The organism is Streptomyces lincolnensis (assembly GCF_021173675.1).
GTDB classification, from domain to species: Bacteria; Actinomycetota; Actinomycetes; order Streptomycetales; family Streptomycetaceae; genus Streptomyces; species Streptomyces lincolnensis_B.
This window is the reverse complement of sequence record NZ_JAIHON010000002.1, coordinates 718,654-737,619: the sequence shown is the minus strand read 5'-3', so window position 1 is coordinate 737,619 and position 18,966 is coordinate 718,654. Positions and strand designations below refer to the sequence as shown.

The following is an 18,966-nucleotide window of genomic DNA, read 5'->3' as shown; positions in this document are numbered from 1 at the left end:
GCCATGCTCGGCTGCCGCTTGAGTCGTACCACCCGCACCCCGTCTGTGACAGCGGTCGGCTGAGTCCATGCGTGCCGATCGCGTCTTCGCGTACGGCGCCACTGTCGGCCTCCTCGGTGACCTGCTCCTCGGCGATCCACGCCGCGGGCATCCGGTCGCCGTGTTCGGGCGGGCCGCGGGTGCCGTGGAGCGGGTGATGTGGCGTGACCACCGCGGGTGGGGCGCGCTGCACACCCTCGTGTGCGCCGGTGGCGCCGTCACGCTCGGGGCCCTGGCGGCCCGTGCGGTACGCCGCTCCCCCACCGCTTCCGTCGCCCTCACCGGTGCCGCCACCTGGGCCGTGGTCGGCGGCACGTCGCTCGTCCGGGAGGCCCGGGCCATCGGGCGTGCCCTGGAGGCGGGGGACGTCGAGGCGGCCCGGGAGCGGCTGCCGCATCTGTGCGGCCGGGATCCGCAGGCCCTCGACGCCGACGGCATCGCACGGGCGGTCGTGGAGTCCGTGGCCGAGAACACCTCCGACGCCGTCGTGGGCGCGCTCGTGTGGGGCGCCGTCGGCGGGGTGCCGGGGCTGCTCGGGTTCCGGGCCGTGAACACGCTCGACGCGATGGTCGGGCACAAGTCGCCCAGATACCGGCGGTACGGGTGGGCCTCCGCCCGGCTGGACGATGTCGCCGGGTGGCCGGGGGCGCGGCTGACCGCCGTTCTCGCCACGCTCGCCGGGGACGATCCCCGGGGGGCCGCAGGAGCCTGGCGTGCCGATGCCGCCAAGCATCCGAGCCCCAACGCCGGGCCCGTGGAGGCCTCCTTCGCGGGGGCGCTCGGGGTGCGGCTGGGCGGGACGTTGTCGTACGCCGGGCGGGTGGAGCACCGGCCGGTGCTGAACGGGGAGGGGCGTTTCGTGGAGGTCCAGGACATCGAGCGGGCCGCACGGCTGTCGCGCCGGGTCGGGCTGCTCGCGCTCGGCGTCGGTGTCGCCGCGCGGGCCGTCCTCAAGGGGCGTGTCTCATGAGCGGGGGCGGGCTGCTGGTCGCCGGCACCACTTCCGACGCCGGCAAGAGTGTCGTCACCGCCGGGATCTGCCGGTGGCTGGTGCGGCAAGGGGTCAAGGTCGCGCCCTTCAAGGCGCAGAACATGTCCCTGAATTCGTTCGTGACGCGGGAGGGCGCGGAGATCGGGCGGGCGCAGGCCATGCAGGCGCAGGCCTGCCGGATCGAGCCGACCGCGCTGATGAATCCCGTCCTGCTCAAGCCGGGCGGCGAGCAGAGCAGTCAGGTCGTGCTGCTCGGCAAGCCGGTCGGTGAGCTCAGTGCGCGTGGGTATCACGGGGGGCGGCAGCAGAAGCTGCTCGGGACCGTGCTGGACTGTCTCGCCGAGTTGCGGGGCACGTATGACGCGGTGATCTGTGAGGGGGCGGGGAGCCCGGCCGAGATCAACCTCCGGCGGACCGACATCGTGAACATGGGGATAGCCCGGAATGCCGGGCTGCCCGTGCTCGTCGTCGGTGACATCGACCGCGGGGGCGTCTTCGCCTCCTTCTTCGGGACCGTGGCCCTGCTGTCGCCGGAGGACCAGGAGTTCGTCGCCGGGTTCCTCGTCAACAAGTTCCGGGGCGACGTGTCGCTGCTCGAACCCGGGCTCGACATGCTGCACGGGCTCACCGGGCGGCGCACCTACGGCGTCCTGCCCTTCCGGCACGGGCTCGGGATCGACGAGGAGGACGGCCTCAGGGTCTCCCTGCGCGGGACCGTGCGGGAGTCGAACACCGCCCCGCCCGTCGGGGAGGACGTCCTGCGGGTCGCCGTCTGCGCGATCCCCCTGATGTCCAACTTCACCGACGTGGACGCGCTCGCCGCCGAACCCGGTGTCGTCGTGCGGTTCGTGGACCGGCCCGAGGAACTGGCGGACGCCGACCTCGTCGTGATCCCCGGGACCCGGGGGACCGTACGCGCGCTGGAGTGGCTGCGGGAGCGGGGGCTGGCCGAGGCGATCGTCCGCAGGGCCGCCGAGCAGCGGCCGGTCCTCGGCATCTGCGGTGGCTTCCAGATCCTCGGCGAGCACATCGAGGACGAGGTCGAGAGCCGGCGGGGGCAGGTGGACGGGCTCGGCGTCCTGCCCGTACGGGTGCGGTTCGCGCGGGAGAAGACCCTCACCCGGCCGGAAGGGGAAGCCCTCGGCGAGCCCGTCTCGGGGTACGAGATCCATCACGGGATCGCCTCCCTCGACGGGGGCGACCCCTTCTTGGACGGCTGCCGGGTCGGGCAGACCTGGGGCACCCACTGGCACGGCTCGCTGGAGTCCGACGGTTTCCGGCGGGCCTTCCTGCGCGAGGTGGCCGCCGCCGCGGGCCGCCGCTTCGTGACGGCGCCCGACACCTCGTTCGCCGCGCTGCGCGAGGAGCAGCTCGACCGGCTCGGCGACCTGATCGAACAGCACGCGGACACGGACGCGCTGTGGCGGCTCATCGAGTCCGGCGCGCCGCAAGGACTGCCTTTCATTCCACCGGGAGCGCCCGCATGAGCACTGTGTTGTTGTTGTCGACCGCCGACACGGACCTGCTGGCGGCCCGGGCCGCCGAGGGTGCCTCCTACCGGATCGGCAACCCGACCCGCGTGGACGTCGAGCGGGAACTCCCCGGTCTCCTCCGGGGCGCCGACATCGCCGTCGTACGGCTGCTCGGCGGCAAGCGGGCCTGGGAGGACGGGCTGGCCGCGCTGAAGGCCTCCGGTGTCCCGACCGTCCTGCTCGGTGGCGAGGCCGTCCCGGACGCGGAGTTGATGGCCGAGTCGTCGGCGCCGGCCGGTGTCGTCGCCGAGGCGCTGAGGTATCTCGTGGAGGGCGGGCCCGCCAACCTCACCGAGCTGGCGCGGTTCCTGTCCGACACCGTGCTGCTGACGGGCGAGGGGTTCGTCGAGCCGCAGAAGATGCCGGAGTACGGCGTCCACGGCGAGCGCGCCTTCGTCGAGGGCCGCCCGACCGTCGGCGTGCTCTTCTACCGGGCCCACGAACTGAGCGGCAACACCGCCTTCGTGGACACGCTGTGCGACGCGATCGAGGCGCAGGGCGCCAATGCCCTTCCCGTGTACTGCGGTTCGCTGCGCGGGGCGGACGCCGGGCTGTACGAGATCCTCGGCAAGGCCGACACGCTCGTCGCCACCGTCCTCGCCGCCGGCGGCACGCACGCCTCGCAGGCCTCGGCCGGCGGCGACGAGGAGGCCTGGGACATCGGGGCGCTGGCCGACCTCGACGTGCCGGTGCTGCAAGGGCTCTGCCTCACGTCGTCCCGCGCGGCCTGGGACGCGTCGGACGCCGCCCTCTCCCCCATGGACGCGGCGATGCAGGTCGCGATCCCGGAGTTCGACGGGCGGCTGATCACCGTGCCGTTCTCGTTCAAGGAGCAGGGCCCGGACGAGGTCCCGGTGTACGTGGCCGACCCCGAGCGGGCCGCACGGGTCGCGGGGATCGCCGTACGGCATGCCGTGTTGCGGCACAAGCCGAACTCCGAGAAGAAGCTGGCGCTCGTCTTCACCGCCTACCCGACCAAGCACTCGCGGGTGGGCAACGCGGTGGGGCTGGACACGCCCGCGTCGGCCGTGCGGGTGCTGGACGCGCTGCGGGACGCCGGGTACGTCGTCGAGGGGCATCCGGACAACGGCGACGAGCTGATCCACCGGCTCATCAACGCCGGTGGTCACGACGTCGAATGGCTCACCGAGGAGCAGTTGGCCGCCGCGCCCGCGCGGGTGCCGCTGGCCGACTACCGGGCGTGGCTCGACACGCTCGACCCCGCGCTGCGAGACGCCATGCTGGAGGCGTGGGGCGAGCCGCCGGGGTCGCTCTACGTCGACGGTGACGACATCGTCCTCGCCTCCCTTCAGTTCGGGAACGTCGTCGTGATGATCCAGCCGCCGCGCGGCTTCGGCGAGAACCCGATCGCGATCTACCACGACCCCGACATGCCGCCGTCGCACCACTACATGGCGGCCTACCGCTGGCTGGACAAGTCCTTCGGCGCCGACGCGATCGTGCACATGGGCAAGCACGGCACGATGGAGTGGCTGCCGGGCAAGGGCCTCGGGCTCGGCGGCGGTTGCGCTCCCGACGCCGTGCTCGGCGACCTCCCGCTGATCTATCCCTTCATCGTCAACGACCCCGGCGAGGGCACCCAGGCCAAGCGGCGCGGGCACGCCACCGTGGTCGACCACCTCGTACCGCCGATGGCACGCGCCGACACCTACGGCGACCTGGCGAAGCTGGAGCAGCTCCTCGACGAGTACGCGCTCGTCTCCGACCTGGACCCGGCGAAGGCGCCCGCCGTACGGGCGCAGATCTGGACGCTGGTGAAGGCGGCCGAGCTCCACCACGACCTGCATGTGGACGACCAGCCGGACGACGACGCGTTCGACGAGTTCGTCATGCACATCGACGGTTATCTGTGCGAGATCAAGGACGTGCAGATCCGCGACGGGCTGCACATCCTCGGTGGCGGTCCGGTCGGCGAGCCCCGCGTCAACCTGGTGCTCGCCGTGCTGCGCGCCTCGCAGGTGTGGGGCGGGCAGGCGAACGCGCTGCCGGGGCTCAGGGCCTGTCTCGCGGCCCACTTCGGGCTGGTGGAGAAGGAGTTGCTGGCCGAGCCGGGCGCGCCGGTGAAGGTGCCGGTCGAGCTCTCGGATCTGGTCGAGGGGCCCTCGCGTACGGCCGCCGACGCGATCGACCTGCTGGAGCAGCTGTGCCGGCGGATTGCGGAGGGGATGGAGGAGCGGGAGTGGGCCGTCGGCGAGAGCCGTGCCCTCGTCCGTGACGTCCTCGGCACCGAACTCCCCGACGCCGTCGCGGTGGTGAAGTTCGCCTGTACCGAGGTCGTGCCCCGGCTGGCGCGGACCACCGACGAGATCGGGCACATCCTCAAGGCGCTCGAGGGCGGTTACATCCCGGCGGGGCCGTCCGGTTCGCCGACGCGCGGGCTCGTCAACGTGCTGCCGACGGGCCGGAACTTCTACTCGGTCGACCCCAAGGCCATTCCGTCGCGGCTGAGTTGGGAGGTCGGGCAGTCCCTCGCCGACTCCCTCGTGCAGCGGTACCTCCAGGACACCGGTGACTACCCCAAGTCCGTCGGCCTGACCGTCTGGGGCACCTCGGCCATGCGCACCCAGGGCGACGACATCGCCGAGATCCTGGCGCTGCTGGGCTGCCGTCCGGTGTGGGACGACGCCTCGCGCCGGGTGACCGGCTTCGAGATCGTGCCCCTCGCCGAGCTCGGCCGGCCCCGCATCGACGTCACGGTCCGGATCTCCGGGTTCTTCCGGGACGCGTTCCCGCACGTGGTCGGACTGATCGACGACGCCGTCCGCGCGGTGGCCGAGCTGGACGAGCCCGCCGAGCGGAACTTCGTGAAGGCCCACGCCGACGAGGACACCGCCGAGCACGGCGACCGGCGGCGCGCGACGGCCCGCGTCTTCGGCTCCAAGCCGGGCGCCTACGGTGCCGGTCTGCTGCCGCTGATCGACGCGCGCAACTGGCGTTCGGACGCCGACCTCGCCGAGGTGTACGCCGTCTGGGGCGGCTACGCGTACGGGCGCGGGCTCGACGGGCGGGCGGCGCGCGGGGACATGGAGACGGCGTTCAAGCGGATCGCCGTGGCCGCGAAGAACGTCGACACGCGTGAACACGATCTGGTCGACGCCGACGACTACTTCCAGTACCACGGCGGCATGGTCGCGATGGTGCGCCATCTGACGGGGGCGAGTCCGGAGGCGTACGTGGGTGACTCCGCGACGCCGGACCAGGTCAAGACCCGCACGCTCGGCGAGGAGACCCACCGGGTCTTCCGGGCCCGGGTGGTCAACCCGCGCTGGATGGCGGCGATGCGGCGGCACGGCTACAAGGGCGCCTTCGAGATGGCGGCGACCGTGGACTACCTGTTCGGGTACGACGCCACGGCCGGGGTCGTGGACGACTGGATGTACGAGAAGCTGTCGGCCGAGTACGTCTTCGACGCCGAGAACCGGGACTTCATGAAGAAGTCCAACCCGTGGGCGCTGCGGGGCATCACGGAACGTCTCCTGGAGGCGGCCGACCGGGGCCTGTGGGCCGAGCCGGACGCCGACACGCTGGAGCGGCTGCGCGCCACCTACCTGGAGCTCGAAGGCGACTTGGAGGGCGACCAGTGACCACCCCCTTCCCCTTTACGGCCGTTGTCGGCCAGGACGACCTGCGGCTCGCGCTGCTGCTGAACGCCGTGTCCCCGGCGGTCGGCGGGGTGCTGGTGCGCGGGGAGAAGGGCACCGCCAAGTCGACGGCGGTACGGGCCCTTTCGGTGCTGCTGCCCGCGGTGCCGGTCGTCCCCGGGTGCCGTTTCTCCTGTGATCCCGCCGCGCCGGATCCCGCGTGCCCGGACGGGCCGCACGAGAGCGGGAACGGGGTGGAGCGGCCGTCCCGGATGGTCGAACTGCCCGTCGGGGCCTCAGAGGACCGGCTCGTGGGAGCCCTCGACATCGAGCGGGCCCTGTCGGAGGGCGTGAAGGCCTTCGAGCCCGGTCTGCTCGCGGACGCGCACCGCGGGATCCTCTACGTCGATGAGGTCAATCTGCTGCATGACCATCTCGTCGACCTGCTGCTGGACGCCGCTGCCATGGGCGCCTCGTACGTCGAGCGCGAGGGTGTCTCCGTACGGCATGCCTCGAAGTTCCTGCTCGTCGGCACCATGAACCCCGAAGAGGGCGAGCTGCGACCGCAGTTGCTCGACCGGTTCGGGCTGACCGTGGAGGTCGCGGCCTCGCGCGAGCCCGACCAGCGGGTGGAGGTCGTCCGGCGGCGGCTCGCCTACGACGACGACCCGGCCGGCTTCGCCGCGCGCTGGGCGGACGAGGAGGCCGCCGTACGGCAACGGGTCGTCGCCGCACGGGAGTTGTTGCCGTCGGTGCGGCTCGGGGACGGAGCGCTGCGGCAGATCGCGGCGACCTGTGCGGCCTTCGAGGTCGACGGGATGCGGGCCGACATCGTGATGGCGCGGACGGCGACGGCGCTGGCCGCGTGGGCCGGGCGGGCCGAGGTGCTCGCGGAGGACGTGCGGCAGGCGGCGCTGCTCGCGCTGCCGCACCGCAGGCGCCGCAATCCCTTCGACGCGCCGGGGCTCGACGAGGACAAGCTGGACGAGACGCTGGAGGAGTTCTCCGGGGACGACGATCCCGACCCCGGATCCGACCCCGATCCCGATCCCGACGGGCCCGGTGGCGGGGGTGGTGGGCAGCCGTCGCCCGAGGACGGGCCGCAGGGTGGCGACACGGGTGCCCGTCCCGAGGCCGGCGAGGACGGGCCGCCGCAAGCCTCCGGTGCCGGGGAGCAGCAGGCCGCGCGGGCCTCGGAGCCGTTCCGGACCAAGGTGCTGAGCGTGCCGGGACTGGGCGAGGGTGCCGCCGGTCGGCGGTCCCGGGCGCGGACCGAGCACGGGCGGACGACCGGTGCGCGACGGCCCCGGGGCGCGCTGACCAAGCTGCACCTGGCGGCGACCGTGCAGGCCGCCGCGCCGCATCAGCGGGCGCGGGGGCGGGCCGGGCGCGGGCTCGTCGTACGCCGTGACGATCTGCGGCAGGCGACCCGGGAGGGGCGTGAGGGCAACCTCGTGCTGTTCGTGGTCGACGCCTCGGGGTCGATGGCGGCGCGGCAGCGGATGAGTGCCGTGAAGGGGGCCGTGCTGTCGTTGCTGCTGGACGCGTATCAGCGGCGGGACAAGGTGGGGCTCGTGACGTTCCGGGGAGCGGCGGCGGAGGTCGCGTTGCCGCCCACGTCGTCCGTGGACGCGGCGGCCGCGCGGCTGGAGACACTGCCGACGGGTGGGCGTACGCCGCTCGCGGCGGGCCTGCTCAGGGCCCATGAGGTGCTGCGGGTGGAGCGGCTGCGGGATCCGGCGCGGCGGGCGCTCGTGGTCGTGGTGACGGACGGGCGGGCCACCGGTGGGCCCGAGCCGGTCGCCCTCGCCGGGCGGGCCGCCCGGCTGTTCGCCGCCGACGGGACGGCCTCCGTGGTCGTCGACTGCGAGTCCGGGCCGGTGCGGCTGGGGCTCGCCGGGCAGCTCGCGGGTGAGCTCGGTGGTACGGCGGTGACGCTCGATGAACTGCGGGCCGACTCGATCGCCGGTCTGGTGAAGGACGTACAGAGGGACGGGCAGAGGAACGGACAGAGGAGGGCCGCGTAATGCCTCAGGGACAGCCGAGTGTGGTGCCGGACGATGGGCTGACTACTCGTCAGCGGCGTAATCGGCCCTTGGTGGTTGTGCATACGGGGGTCGGGAAGGGGAAGTCGACCGCCGCCTTCGGGCTCGCCCTGCGCGCCTGGAACCAGGGGTGGCCCATCGGGGTGTTCCAGTTCGTCAAGTCGGCGAAGTGGAAGGTCGGCGAGGAGAACGCGCTGCGGGTGCTCGGGGCCAGTGGTGAGGGCGGGGCCGTCGAGTGGCACAAGATGGGCGAGGGGTGGTCCTGGGTTCAGCGGGACGCCCAGATGGACAACGAGGAGAAGGCACGGGAGGGCTGGGAGCAGGTCAAGCGGGATCTTGCCGCCGAGACCTATCGGCTGTACGTCCTCGATGAGTTCGCCTATCCGATGCACTGGGGGTGGGTCGACACCGATGAGGTGCTCGACGTGCTGCGGAACCGGCCCGGGAACCAGCATGTCGTGATCACCGGGCGGAACGCGCCCGAGAAGCTCGTCGACTTCGCGGATCTTGTGACCGATATGTCCAAGGTGAAGCATCCGATGGACGCGGGGCAGAAGGGGCAGCGGGGTATCGAGTGGTGATGTCCTCGTCCTCCGTCCCTCGGCTGGTCATCGCCGCGCCCTCGTCGGGGAGTGGGAAGACCACCGTTGCCACCGGGTTGATGGCCGCGTTCGCCGCGCGGGGGCTTGTCGTGTCTCCGCACAAGGTGGGGCCGGACTACATCGATCCCGGGTATCACGCGCTCGCGAGTGGGCGGGTGGGGCGGAATCTCGACGCGTATCTGTGTGGGCCGGAGCTGGTGGCTCCGTTGTTCCTGCACGGGGCTCGGGGGTGTGACATCGCCGTCGTCGAGGGTGTGATGGGGATGTACGACGGGGCGGCGGGAGAGGGGGAGCTGGCGTCGACCGCGCATGTGGCGAAGTTGTTGCGGGCGCCGGTGGTGTTGGTGGTCGATGCGTCGTCGCAGTCGCGGTCGGTGGCGGCGTTGGTGCATGGGTTCGCTTCCTTTGATCCGGAGGTTCGGGTCGGGGGCGTGATTTTGAACAAGGTCGCGTCCGATCGGCATGAGGAGTTGCTGCGGGAGGCGTTGGACGCGGCGGGTGTGCCGGTGTTCGGGGTGTTGCGGCGGGTGGCTCAGGTGGATACGCCTTCTCGGCATCTGGGGTTGGTGCCGGTCGCCGAGCGGCGGGGGGACGCGGTGTCCTCCGTCGCGGCGATGGCCGCGCAGGTCGAGGCGGGGTGTGATCTTTCGGGGTTGGTGGGGCTGGCGCGTAGTGCGGGTGTTGTGTCGGGTGCGGCTTGGGATGCGGCTGAGGTGTTGGGTTTCTCGCCCCCTCCGCCCCTTCCCGACCCGAACCTGGGGGCTGCCGCCCCCAGACCCCCGCTGTCGGCCCTGAAAGGGCCTCGTCCTCAAACGCCGGACGGGCTGAATACACCCGAGCGGGACTCACGAGTCACCGTCGCCGTTGCCGGTGGGCCCGCCTTCACCTTCTCCTATGCCGAGCATGCCGAGTTGCTCGCCGCCGCCGGGGCGGAGGTCGTGACGTTCGATCCGTTGCGGGACGAGCAACTGCCCGACGGGACCGACGGGTTGGTCATCGGTGGCGGCTTCCCGGAGGTGTACGCCTCCGAGCTGTCCGCCAACGAACCTCTCCGCAAGGCGGTCGCCGCCCTCGCGGAGAGCGGCGCTCCCGTCGCCGCCGAATGTGCCGGGCTGCTCTATCTGTGCCGGGAGCTCGACGGGCTGCCCATGTGCGGCGTGCTCGATGCCACGGCGGCGATGAGTGAGCGGCTCACGCTCGGTTATCGGGACGCCGTCGCCGTGAGTGAGAGTTCGCTCGCGGTGGTCGGGACGCGGATGCGGGGGCACGAGTTTCACCGGACGGTGGTCGAGCCGGGGGCCGGGGGCGCGCCGGCCTGGGGGCTGCGGGCGCCGCGGCGGGTCGAAGGTTTTGTACAGCGAGGTGTGCACGCGAGTTATCTGCACACGCACTGGGCGTCCGAGCCCGGTGTGGCCCGTCGGTTCGTGGAGAGGTGCCGGACGTCATGAGCAGCAGCAGGTTGATCGGGGTCGGGGTGGGTCCCGGGGATCCGGAGCTGGTGACCGTCAAGGGTGTCAACGCCCTGCGTGCCGCCGACGTCGTGGTCGTCCCCGTGATGGACACCGGTGAACGGGGGCGCGCGGAGGCCACCGTGTTGCACTACGTGCCCGAGGAGAAGGTGCTGCGGGTCGTGTTCGCCCTGAACGAGCGGACCGACCGGGCTCGGCGGGAGGCGGCCTGGGATGCTGCCGGGGCTCGGGTGGCCGAGCTGTTGGAGACGCACGGCACTGTTGCCTTCGCGACCATCGGCGATCCCAACGTGTACTCCACGTTCACCTATCTCGCGCAGACCATCGGGGAGTTGGTGCCGGGGGTCGTGGTCGAGACCGTGCCCGGGATCACCGCCATGCAGGATCTCGCGGCCAGGTCGGGGGCCGTGCTGACCGAGGGCACCGAGCCGTTGACGCTCGTGCCGGTCACCGCGGGGGCCGCCGTGCTCAAGGACGCGTTGAACGGGCCCGGGACCGTCGTCGCCTACAAGTTCGGGCGGCAGGCGGGGGAAGTGGCCGAGGCGTTGCGGGAGACCGGGCGGATCGAGGACGCGGTGTGGGGATCGGCGCTCGGGCTGGACGGTGAGTCCATCCAGGCGGCCGACGGGCTCGACGGCACTCCCCTGCCGTATCTGTCCACGCTCATCGCGCCCGCCCGGCGTGACGGTGGCCGGGGCGGCAAGCTGTGAGACCCTCCGTCGGAGCCTCAGCCGGCCACTCCCACCACCAGCCAGATGAAACCCGCCCCGGCGATCGTGCACAGCAGGGTCGAGCGGGCGGGGTGTTCGTGGTGGGCCTCGGGGAGGATCTCGGCCGCCGCGAGGTAGAGGAGCGCGCCGCCGAAGAGGCCGAGATAGCCGCCGAGCATCTGTTCCGGGATCGTGAAGAGGAGGGTGGAGGCCGCGCCCAGTACCGGGGCCACCGCGTCCGCGAGCAGCATGGCGATCGCCCGGCGGCGGGCGTTCCCGTACAGGCTCGTGATCGTGTACGTGTTGAAGCCGTCCGCGAAGTCGTGGGCGACCACGGCCAGCGCGACGGCCGTGCCCATGCCGCCGCCCACCTGGAAGGCCGCGCCGATCGCCACTCCGTCCATGGCGCTGTGGCCGACCATCGCGGCCGCGGCGGTCAGGCCCACCTCGGGGGCGCGGCCGTCGCTCTCCTCCGCGCCGTGCGCGGCCTGACGGGCGGCCAGCAGACGTTCCACCAGATGGGCCAGCAGGAAGCCGGCCACGAAGAGCAGCAGGGCGGCCGGGACGCCGAACACCTCGGTACCGGCCGCGTCCAGTGCCTCGGGCAGCAGGTCCAGGCCGACGACGCCCAGCATCAGGCCGCCGGCCAGGCCCAGGACGAGATGGCGGCGGTCGGTCACGCGCAGTGCCGTCCAGCCGCCGGCCAGCGTCATCAGGAACGCGCCGAGCGCGACGAGTACGGCCATGTGCCCTTGGTAGCGGATCAAGGGCCCGTCGCGCACATCCGACAAGCCCCGGCCGCCCACGGCCGCCCGTCACGGCCCTGAATCCCACGGCACTGAGCCTTGAACCACCCCATCACCGAACTTCCGTACGAGAGGACCGAACCCATGGCCGATGCCCCCGCCGGCAAGGTGACCTTCGTCGGTGCCGGCCCCGGCGCCGCCGACCTGCTGACGTTCCGCGCCGCGCGCGCGATCGCCGAGGCCGACGTGGTGATCTGGGCGGCCAGCCTGGTCCAGGAGGAGGTCCTCCAGCACGCGCGCGAGGACGCGGAGATCCTCGACTCGGCGACCATGTCCCTCGAGGACGTCGTCGCCGTCTACGAGCGGGCCGTCACCGAGAATCTGCGCGTCGCCCGCATTCACTCCGGTGATCCCGCTCTCTGGGGCGGTACGCAGGAGCAGCTCGACCGGTGTGCCCGGATCGGGATCGCCACCGAGGTCGTCCCCGGTGTCTCCGCCTTCTCCGCCGTCGCCGCGCTCGCGCAGCGCGAGCTGACCATTCCCGAGGTCGCGCAGTCCGTCGTGCTGACCCGGCTCGGCGGCGGCAAGACGCCGATGCCACCCGGGGAGGAGGTGCGGGAGTTCGCCAAGCACGGCACGACCATGGCGGTCTTCCTGTCGGCGGCCCGCAGCGGGCAGCTGGTGCGGGAGCTGCTGGAGGGCGGCTATCCGACCGGCACGCCGGTCGTGGTGGCGTACCAGGCGACCTGGCCGGAGGAGCTGATCGTGCGGTGCACGATCGAGACGCTGGAGGAGACGGTCAAGGAGCACAAGCTCTGGAAGCACACCCTCTTCCTCGTCGGACCGGCCCTCGACGCGCACGGCACGCGTTCGCATCTCTACCACCCCGGTCACTTCCACGGCTTCCGCAAGGCGGATCCGGCGGCCCGTCGGGCGTTGCGCGAGCGAGGGGCGAGTACGTGATCACGGTCGTCGGTACGGGGACGGGGGCGCCGCTCGCTCCGGAGGCGGCGGCCGCCGTGGCCGGGGCGCGGCTCGTGGTGGGCGGGCGGCGGCATCTGGAGGCGGCGCCTGTCCCGGCGGATGCCGAGCGGGTCGTCCTCGGTGCGTTGGGGCCCGCGCTGGACGTCATCGAGCGGCATGTGGACAAGCGGAGTCCGGTCGTGGTGCTGGCCTCGGGGGATCCGGGGTTCTTCGGGATCGTGCGGGTGCTGGCCGAGCGGTTCGGCGCCGAGGCGCTGGATGTCCGGCCCGGGGTCTCCTCCGTGGCCACCGCCTTCGCCCGGCTCGGGCTGACCTGGGACGACGCCGTGGTCGTGAGCGCTCATGGGCGGGCGCTGCGGACGGCGGTCAATGTGTGCCGGGCGCGGCCGAAGGTCGCCGTGCTGACCGGTCCGGGCGCCGGGCCCGCCGAGCTGGGGGCGGCGCTCGACGGCTACGCCCGGGTTCTCGTCGTCGCCTCGGCGCTGGGCTCGCCGGAGGAGCGCGTCGAGCGGGTGACCCCGGCCGAGGCCGCCGGGCGGGACTGGGGCGCGGCGGTGAGTGTCGTGCTGTGTCTGGACGAGTCTCGGGTGCTGGGTGCCGTACGGACGGTCGCCGGGGCGCCCGCCGGGCCGGCCGGGTGGGCCCTGGACGAGGCGGAGTTCGCCCACCGCGACTCGATGATCACCAAGTTCGAGGTGCGGGCGCTCGCCCTGGCCCGGCTCGGGCCCCGGCAGGGCGAGCTGGTCTGGGACGTCGGCGCGGGCTCGGGGTCCGTGGCCGTGGAGTGCGCGCGGTTCGGCGCTGCCGTGACGGCGGTCGAGAAGGCCCCCGACGGTGTCGAGCGGATCCGCGCCAACGCGGTCGCGCACGGTGTGGACGTACGGGTGGTGCACGGCGAGGCGCCGGGCGCGCTGTCCGGACTCGACGATCCCGACGCGGTGTTCGTCGGCGGCGGGGGGCGCGAACTGCCCGCCGTCGTCGCCGCGTGCGCCGCGCGCGCCCGGCGGACGGTCGTCGTCGCGATGGCCGCGCTGGACCGGGTGCCGGCCGCGCGGGCGGCGCTCACCGGCGCCGGGTTCGACTGTGACGGCGTGCTGGTGCAGTCCTCGCGTCTCGCGCCGCTGCCGGGCGATGTGACTCGGCTCGCGGCCACCAATCCGGTTTTCCTGCTGTGGGGCGTACGGAACCCCGTGCGTCCCGTGTATCGAGAAGGAGTTGCTCAGTGATCGGCCTCATTTCCGCCACCGCGGCGGGGGCGGTCGCGCGGGACCGGCTGGCCGCCGCGTGGCCGGACCGCACCCGCGTGTACGAGGGTCCCGTGGGGGACGCCGTACGGGCCGCGTTCGCGCAGTGCGAGCAGCTCGTGTGTTTTCTGGCGACCGGGGCGGTCGTCCGGCTGGTGGCGCCGCTGCTCGGCGACAAGGCCGCGGACCCGGGTGTGGTGTGCGTCGACGAGGGCCGGCGGTTCGCCGTGTCGCTGGTCGGCGGGCACGGCGGCGGGGCCAATGAACTCGCCGTGGCGGTGGGCGAGGTGCTGGGCGCCGAGCCCGTGGTGACGACGGCGACGGACGCCGTCGATCTGCCCGGCCTGGACACGCTCGGTCTCCCGGTGGAGGGCGATGTCGCCGCCGTCTCGCGGGCCCTGCTCGACGGTGTGCCGGTCGCGCTGAAGGCGGAGGTGGCCTGGCCGCTGCCCGCGCTGAAGGTCTCCGCCGAGGGCGCGTACGCGGTCCGGCTGACCGACCGGCTCGTGGAGCCCGCCGAGGGTGAGGTCGTCCTGCGGCCGCCGTCCCTCGTCGTCGGCGTCGGTGCCTCGAAGGGCGCGCCGGTGGAGGAGGTGCTCGGGCTGGTCCGGGCCGCGCTGGCCGACGCCGGGCTGTCGGTGCGGTCGGTGGCCGAACTCGGCACCGTCGACGCCAAGGCCGAGGAGCCGGGGATCGTCGAGGCCGCCGGGCGGCTGGGCGTTCCCCTGGTCACGTACTCCGCCGAGGAGTTGGCCTCCGTCACGGTGCCCAACCCCTCCGACGCGCCCCTCGCGGCCGTCGGCACCCCCTCCGTCGCCGAGGCCGCAGCCCTCGTGCGCGGCGGCGAACTCCTCGTCCCCAAGCGGAAGTCCGAGCGCACGGACGGCCTGCCCGCCATGGCGACCTGTGCCGTCGTACGGCGTCCCGCGCGCGGGCGGCTCGCGGTGGTCGGGCTCGGCCCGGGCGCCCGGGACCTGCTCACCCCGCGTGCGAAGGCGGAGCTGCGGCGCGCCTCCGTGCTCGTCGGGCTCGACCAGTACGTCGACCAGATCCGCGACCTGCTGCGTCCGGGCACCCGGATCCTGGAGTCGGGTCTCGGGGCCGAGGAGGAGCGGGCCAGGACCGCGGTCGAGGAGGCCCGTCGCGGCCGGGCGGTCGCGCTGATCGGCAGCGGGGACGCGGGCGTGTACGCCATGGCCTCCCCGGCGCTCGCCGAGGCGTCCGACGACATCGACGTGATCGGCGTGCCCGGTGTCACGGCCGCTCTCGCCGCCGCCGCGGTCCTGGGCGCCCCGCTCGGCCACGACCATGTGTCGATCAGCCTGTCCGACCTGCACACGCCGTGGGAGGTCATCGAGCGGCGGGTGCGGGCGGCGGCCGAGGCGGACATCGTGGTCACCTTCTACAACCCCCGCTCCCGGGGCCGGGACTGGCAGCTGCCCAAGGCGCTCACCATCCTCGCGGAGCACCGGGAGCCGACGACGCCGGTCGGGGTCGTACGGAACGCGTCGCGGCCGGACGAGAGCAGTCGGCTCACGACACTGGGCGCCCTGGACCCCGCGACGGTCGACATGATGACGGTCGTGACCGTGGGCAACACGGCCACCCGGCGGATCGCCGGGCGCATGGTGACCCCGCGCGGCTACCGCTGGCAGGAGGAGCCCCGGTGAACCGTGTGATCCATCCGATCGAGGTGGAGTCCTACCGGCGGATGCGCGCCCGCCTGGACACCTCGCACCTGCCGCCCCTGACCCGGGCCGTCGTCGAGCGGGTCGTGCACTCCGCCGCCGACCTCGACTACGCGGCCGATCTCGTCATGGACGAGGCCGAGTTGGAGCGGGCCCATGCCGCTCTGCACGCCGGGGCGCCCGTCGTCGTGGACGTCGAGATGGTCGGGGCCGGCATCACCCGGCGCGAGACCGTCTGCCGGCTCCGGGACGCCGTCGCCGGGCCGGGGCTGACCCGTTCGGCCCACGGCATCCGCCTCGCGTACGAGCAGGTCGGCCCCGGCGCGCTCTGGGTGATCGGCAACGCGCCCACCGCGCTGGAGGAGTTGCTGACCCTGGACGCCGATCCGGCGCTCGTCATCGGCCTGCCCGTCGGTTTCGTCGGCGCGGTCGAGTCGAAGGCCGCGTTGCGCGAGAGCGGGCTGCCCGCCGTGAGCAACGTGTCCGAGAAGGGCGGGTCGGCGGTCGCCTCGGCCGCCCTCAACGCCCTTCTGTACCACCCCGCTTCATCATCCGAAGCATCCCTGTCGTCTGAAACATCCCTGTCGTCCGAAACATCCGAGGAGAAACAGTGACCACCCACCGGCCCGCCCTGCTCATCGCCGGCCACGGCACCCGGGACGACGCCGGGGCCGAGGCATTCCGCGACTTCGTCCGGGAACTGGGGCGCCGCAACCCGGATCTGCCCGTCGCGGGCGGCTTCATCGAGCTGTCGCCGCCGCCGCTGGGCGACGCGGTGACCGAGCTCGTGGAGCGGGGCGTGCGGCGCTTCGCCGCCGTCCCGCTGATGCTGGTGTCCGCCGGGCACGCCAAGGGGGACATCCCCGCGGCACTGGCCCGCGAGAAGGAACGGCACCCCGGCATCTCGTACACCTACGGCCGTCCGCTGGGCCCGCACCCCGCCCTGCTGACGGTGCTGGAGCGGCGCCTGGACGAGGCGCTCGGCGGTGCTTCCCGCACCCCCGAGGACCGGTCCGACGTGACCGTGCTGCTGGTGGGGCGCGGGTCGACCGACCCCGACGCCAACGCCGAGGTGCACAAGGCGGCGCGGCTGCTGTGGGAGGGCCGGGGATACGCGGGCGTGGAGACGGCGTTCGTGTCGCTGGCCGCGCCGGACGTGCCCAGCGGGCTCGACCGCTGCGTGAAGCTCGGCGCGCGGCGGATCGTCGTGCTGCCGTACTTCCTGTTCACCGGGATCCTGCCGGACCGGGTGCGCCAGCAGACCGAGGGCTGGGCGGCCGCGCACCCCGAGGTCGAGGTGCGCTCGGCGGACGTGATCGGGCCGGAGCCGGAGCTGCTCGACCTGGTGATGGAGCGGTACGAGGAGGCCCTGAAGGGCGATCTGCGGATGAACTGCGACTCCTGCGTGTACCGGATCGCGCTGCCCGGCTTCGAGGACAAGGTGGGCCTGCCGCAGCAGCCGCACTTCCACCCGGACGACGACGGCGACCACCACCACGGGCACCACCGTCACGGAGGACACGCACACTCCCATGCGCACTGAGGGACACGACCTGCGGCACCACGGGGACGCCGAGGTGCGGGACGACGGCTCGGCCCTGGTCGACCTGGCCGTGAACGTCCGCGCGGACACCCCGCCCGGGTGGCTGCGGGAGCGGATCGCCGAGTCGCTGGCCGGCCTGGCCGCCTACCCCGACGGGCGGGGCGCGCGGGCGGCGGTGGCGCGGCGGCACGGGCTGCCGGTGGAGCGGGTGCTGCTGACGGCGGGCGCCGCGGAGGCCTTCGTGCTGCTCGCGCGGGCCCTGAAGGTGCGCCGCCCTGTCGTGGTGCACCCGCAGTTCACCGAGCCGGAGATGGCCCTACGGGACGCCGGCCACACCGTCGACCGCGTGCTGCTGCGGGCGGAGGACGGTTTCCGGCTGGATCCGGCGGCCGTCCCCGAGGACGCGGACCTGGTGGTGATCGGCAACCCCACGAACCCGACCTCGGTGCTGCACCCGGCCGCCTCGATCGCCGAACTCGCCCGCCCGGGGCGGACGTTGGTGGTGGACGAGGCGTTCATGGACGCGGTGCCGGGCGAGCGGGAGGCGCTGGCCGGGCGCACCGACGTGCCCGGTCTCGTGGTGCTGCGCAGTCTGACCAAGACCTGGGGCCTGGCCGGGCTACGCGTCGGCTATGTCCTCGCGGCCCCGGAGACGATCGCCGAGCTGGAGCGGGCCCAGCCCCTGTGGCCCGTCTCCACCCCCGCTCTCACGGCCGCCGAGGCGTGCGTCTCGCCGCGGGCCCTGGCCGAGGCCGCGCACGCGGCGCATCGCGTCGCCGCCGACCGGGCCCATCTCGTCGCGGGCCTGGAGGAGTTCGCCTCCGACGGACTGAGGGTGACCGGCCCCGCCGAGGGCCCCTTCGTCCTCGTACGGCTGCCGCGCGCCGCCGCTGTCCGACGGCATCTGCGCACCCTCGGGTTCGCGGTGCGGCGCGGGGACACGTTCCCGGGGCTGGGCGAGGAGTGGCTGCGGCTGGCGGTGCGGGACCGGGTGACGGTCAACTCGTTCCTTCAGGCGCTGGACCGGGCGACGACGCTGGCGCACCACTCGGCCGGCGGGCCAGCAGCACGCTGACGGCGGCCACCCACAGGCCCGCCAGCATGAAGGCGAAGAACCCGACCCAGGGGACGAAGACCAGGACGCCGAGGGCGACGGCGGTCCAGCTCAGCCACCGGGGCCAGGGAGCGGCCTCGGCACGGACCGTGGCCAGTCCCGCGGCCAGCAGCATCAGGCCCATCCCGCCGACGAACGGGATGAAGAAGTCCTCGCTGAGTGCGTTGAGCGCCTGAAGCGAGGCCTCGGCCGCGGAGTCCTTGTCCGACAGGTCGAGCAGGGCCAGGCTGAGGGAGGCGCCCACCAGGAAGCCCACGGCGATCAGGACACCGCCCGCGGCCACCGCCCGGTGCAGCCAGTCGCCGCCGCCCGGGACGGCCCGCACCACCCGGGCCAGGTGGGCGGCGAAGAGGACGAAGAACACCGAGGCAAGGACCAGCAGATACAGGCTGACGGCGGTCTGCGCCCGGTGGTCGTCGTAGTAGGACGCGACCTCGGCGCCGGCGGCGTCGACGTCGGGTGTGTCGCCGTAGAGCAGGAAGGCGACGACGGTCAGCGCCACGGCCAGCAGGCCGGTCAGCGGTGCGACGCGCATGGGGAACCTCCTACCCCCCTGCGGGGCCGAACCCTCTCGCCTCCCACGCTGGCAGACATCCCGGTGCACCGCCATTCAGGTGAGTCCCGGGCGCCCGGACGCGAGCGGTGCGCGACCACCGC

The 18,966-nt window shown here is 73.3% G+C and carries 15 protein-coding genes; 13 read left to right on the top strand and 2 right to left on the bottom strand.

The window, feature by feature from the left end:
* The first annotated feature begins 67 nt into the window (after positions 1-67).
* From K4B79_RS06850 to cobI, 7 genes are read left to right on the top strand one after another with little or no spacing between them, the layout of a single operon-like run.
* On the top strand, positions 68-1,009 hold the full coding sequence (locus K4B79_RS06850) for a cobalamin biosynthesis protein (protein ID WP_232025348.1): 942 nt from the start codon (positions 68-70) through the stop codon (positions 1,007-1,009).
* Positions 1,006-2,517, top strand: coding sequence for a cobyric acid synthase (locus K4B79_RS06845; RefSeq protein WP_232025347.1), 1,512 nt, complete (start codon positions 1,006-1,008; stop codon positions 2,515-2,517). The genes K4B79_RS06850 and K4B79_RS06845 overlap by 4 nt, the downstream gene beginning before the upstream one ends.
* Positions 2,514-6,167, top strand: coding sequence for a cobaltochelatase subunit CobN (cobN, locus tag K4B79_RS06840; protein ID WP_232025346.1), 3,654 nt, complete (start codon positions 2,514-2,516; stop codon positions 6,165-6,167). The genes K4B79_RS06845 and cobN overlap by 4 nt, the downstream gene beginning before the upstream one ends.
* A complete protein-coding gene (locus K4B79_RS06835; RefSeq protein WP_232025345.1) occupies positions 6,164-8,191 on the top strand; it encodes a putative cobaltochelatase in 2,028 nt (675 codons plus the stop codon). The genes cobN and K4B79_RS06835 overlap by 4 nt, the downstream gene beginning before the upstream one ends.
* The gene (gene cobO / locus K4B79_RS06830; protein WP_232025344.1) at positions 8,191-8,790 is read left to right on the top strand and encodes a cob(I)yrinic acid a,c-diamide adenosyltransferase; all 600 of its coding nucleotides are present in this window, start codon (positions 8,191-8,193) and stop codon (positions 8,788-8,790) included. The genes K4B79_RS06835 and cobO overlap by 1 nt, the downstream gene beginning before the upstream one ends.
* On the top strand, positions 8,790-10,259 hold the full coding sequence (locus K4B79_RS06825; protein ID WP_232025343.1) for a cobyrinate a,c-diamide synthase: 1,470 nt from the start codon (positions 8,790-8,792) through the stop codon (positions 10,257-10,259). Before cobO ends, K4B79_RS06825 begins: the two co-directional genes overlap by 1 nt.
* A complete protein-coding gene (gene cobI, locus K4B79_RS06820; protein ID WP_232025342.1) occupies positions 10,244-10,990 on the top strand; it encodes a precorrin-2 C(20)-methyltransferase in 747 nt (248 codons plus the stop codon). The genes K4B79_RS06825 and cobI overlap by 16 nt, the downstream gene beginning before the upstream one ends.
* A 17-nt stretch (positions 10,991-11,007) precedes the next feature.
* Here the strand turns inward: cobI and K4B79_RS06815 are convergent, their stop codons facing one another.
* The gene (locus tag K4B79_RS06815; RefSeq protein ID WP_232025341.1) at positions 11,008-11,736 is read right to left on the bottom strand and encodes a ZIP family metal transporter; all 729 of its coding nucleotides are present in this window, start codon (positions 11,734-11,736) and stop codon (positions 11,008-11,010) included.
* Between the two features lie 144 nt (positions 11,737-11,880).
* On the opposite strand from K4B79_RS06815, the gene cobM reads away from it, so the two are divergent.
* The 6 genes from cobM to cobC are packed head-to-tail and all read left to right on the top strand — an operon-like array spanning position 11,881 to position 18,270.
* The gene (gene cobM, locus K4B79_RS06810; RefSeq protein ID WP_232025340.1) at positions 11,881-12,699 is read left to right on the top strand and encodes a precorrin-4 C(11)-methyltransferase; all 819 of its coding nucleotides are present in this window, start codon (positions 11,881-11,883) and stop codon (positions 12,697-12,699) included.
* Complete coding sequence (cbiE, locus tag K4B79_RS06805; RefSeq protein WP_232025339.1) at positions 12,696-13,946, top strand: precorrin-6y C5,15-methyltransferase (decarboxylating) subunit CbiE; 1,251 nt, start codon at positions 12,696-12,698, stop codon at positions 13,944-13,946. The genes cobM and cbiE overlap by 4 nt, the downstream gene beginning before the upstream one ends.
* Positions 13,943-15,634 carry a precorrin-3B C(17)-methyltransferase gene (gene cobJ, locus K4B79_RS06800; RefSeq protein ID WP_232025338.1) on the top strand — a complete coding sequence of 564 codons (1,692 nt, stop codon included), beginning with the start codon at positions 13,943-13,945 and terminating at the stop codon, positions 15,632-15,634. The genes cbiE and cobJ overlap by 4 nt, the downstream gene beginning before the upstream one ends.
* Positions 15,631-16,266, top strand: a complete 636-nt coding sequence (locus K4B79_RS06795; protein WP_232025337.1) for a precorrin-8X methylmutase — start codon at positions 15,631-15,633, stop codon at positions 16,264-16,266. Before cobJ ends, K4B79_RS06795 begins: the two co-directional genes overlap by 4 nt.
* Complete coding sequence (locus tag K4B79_RS06790; protein ID WP_232025336.1) at positions 16,263-17,195, top strand: sirohydrochlorin chelatase; 933 nt, start codon at positions 16,263-16,265, stop codon at positions 17,193-17,195. Before K4B79_RS06795 ends, K4B79_RS06790 begins: the two co-directional genes overlap by 4 nt.
* A complete protein-coding gene (gene cobC / locus K4B79_RS06785; protein WP_232025335.1) occupies positions 17,185-18,270 on the top strand; it encodes an Rv2231c family pyridoxal phosphate-dependent protein CobC in 1,086 nt (361 codons plus the stop codon). Before K4B79_RS06790 ends, cobC begins: the two co-directional genes overlap by 11 nt.
* Here the strand turns inward: cobC and K4B79_RS06780 are convergent.
* Positions 18,194-18,844: a hypothetical protein gene (locus K4B79_RS06780; RefSeq protein ID WP_232025334.1), complete on the bottom strand. Its 651-nt coding sequence runs from the start codon at positions 18,842-18,844 to the stop codon at positions 18,194-18,196. The genes cobC and K4B79_RS06780 overlap by 77 nt on opposite strands.
* Between the last annotated feature and the right edge of the window lie 122 nt (positions 18,845-18,966).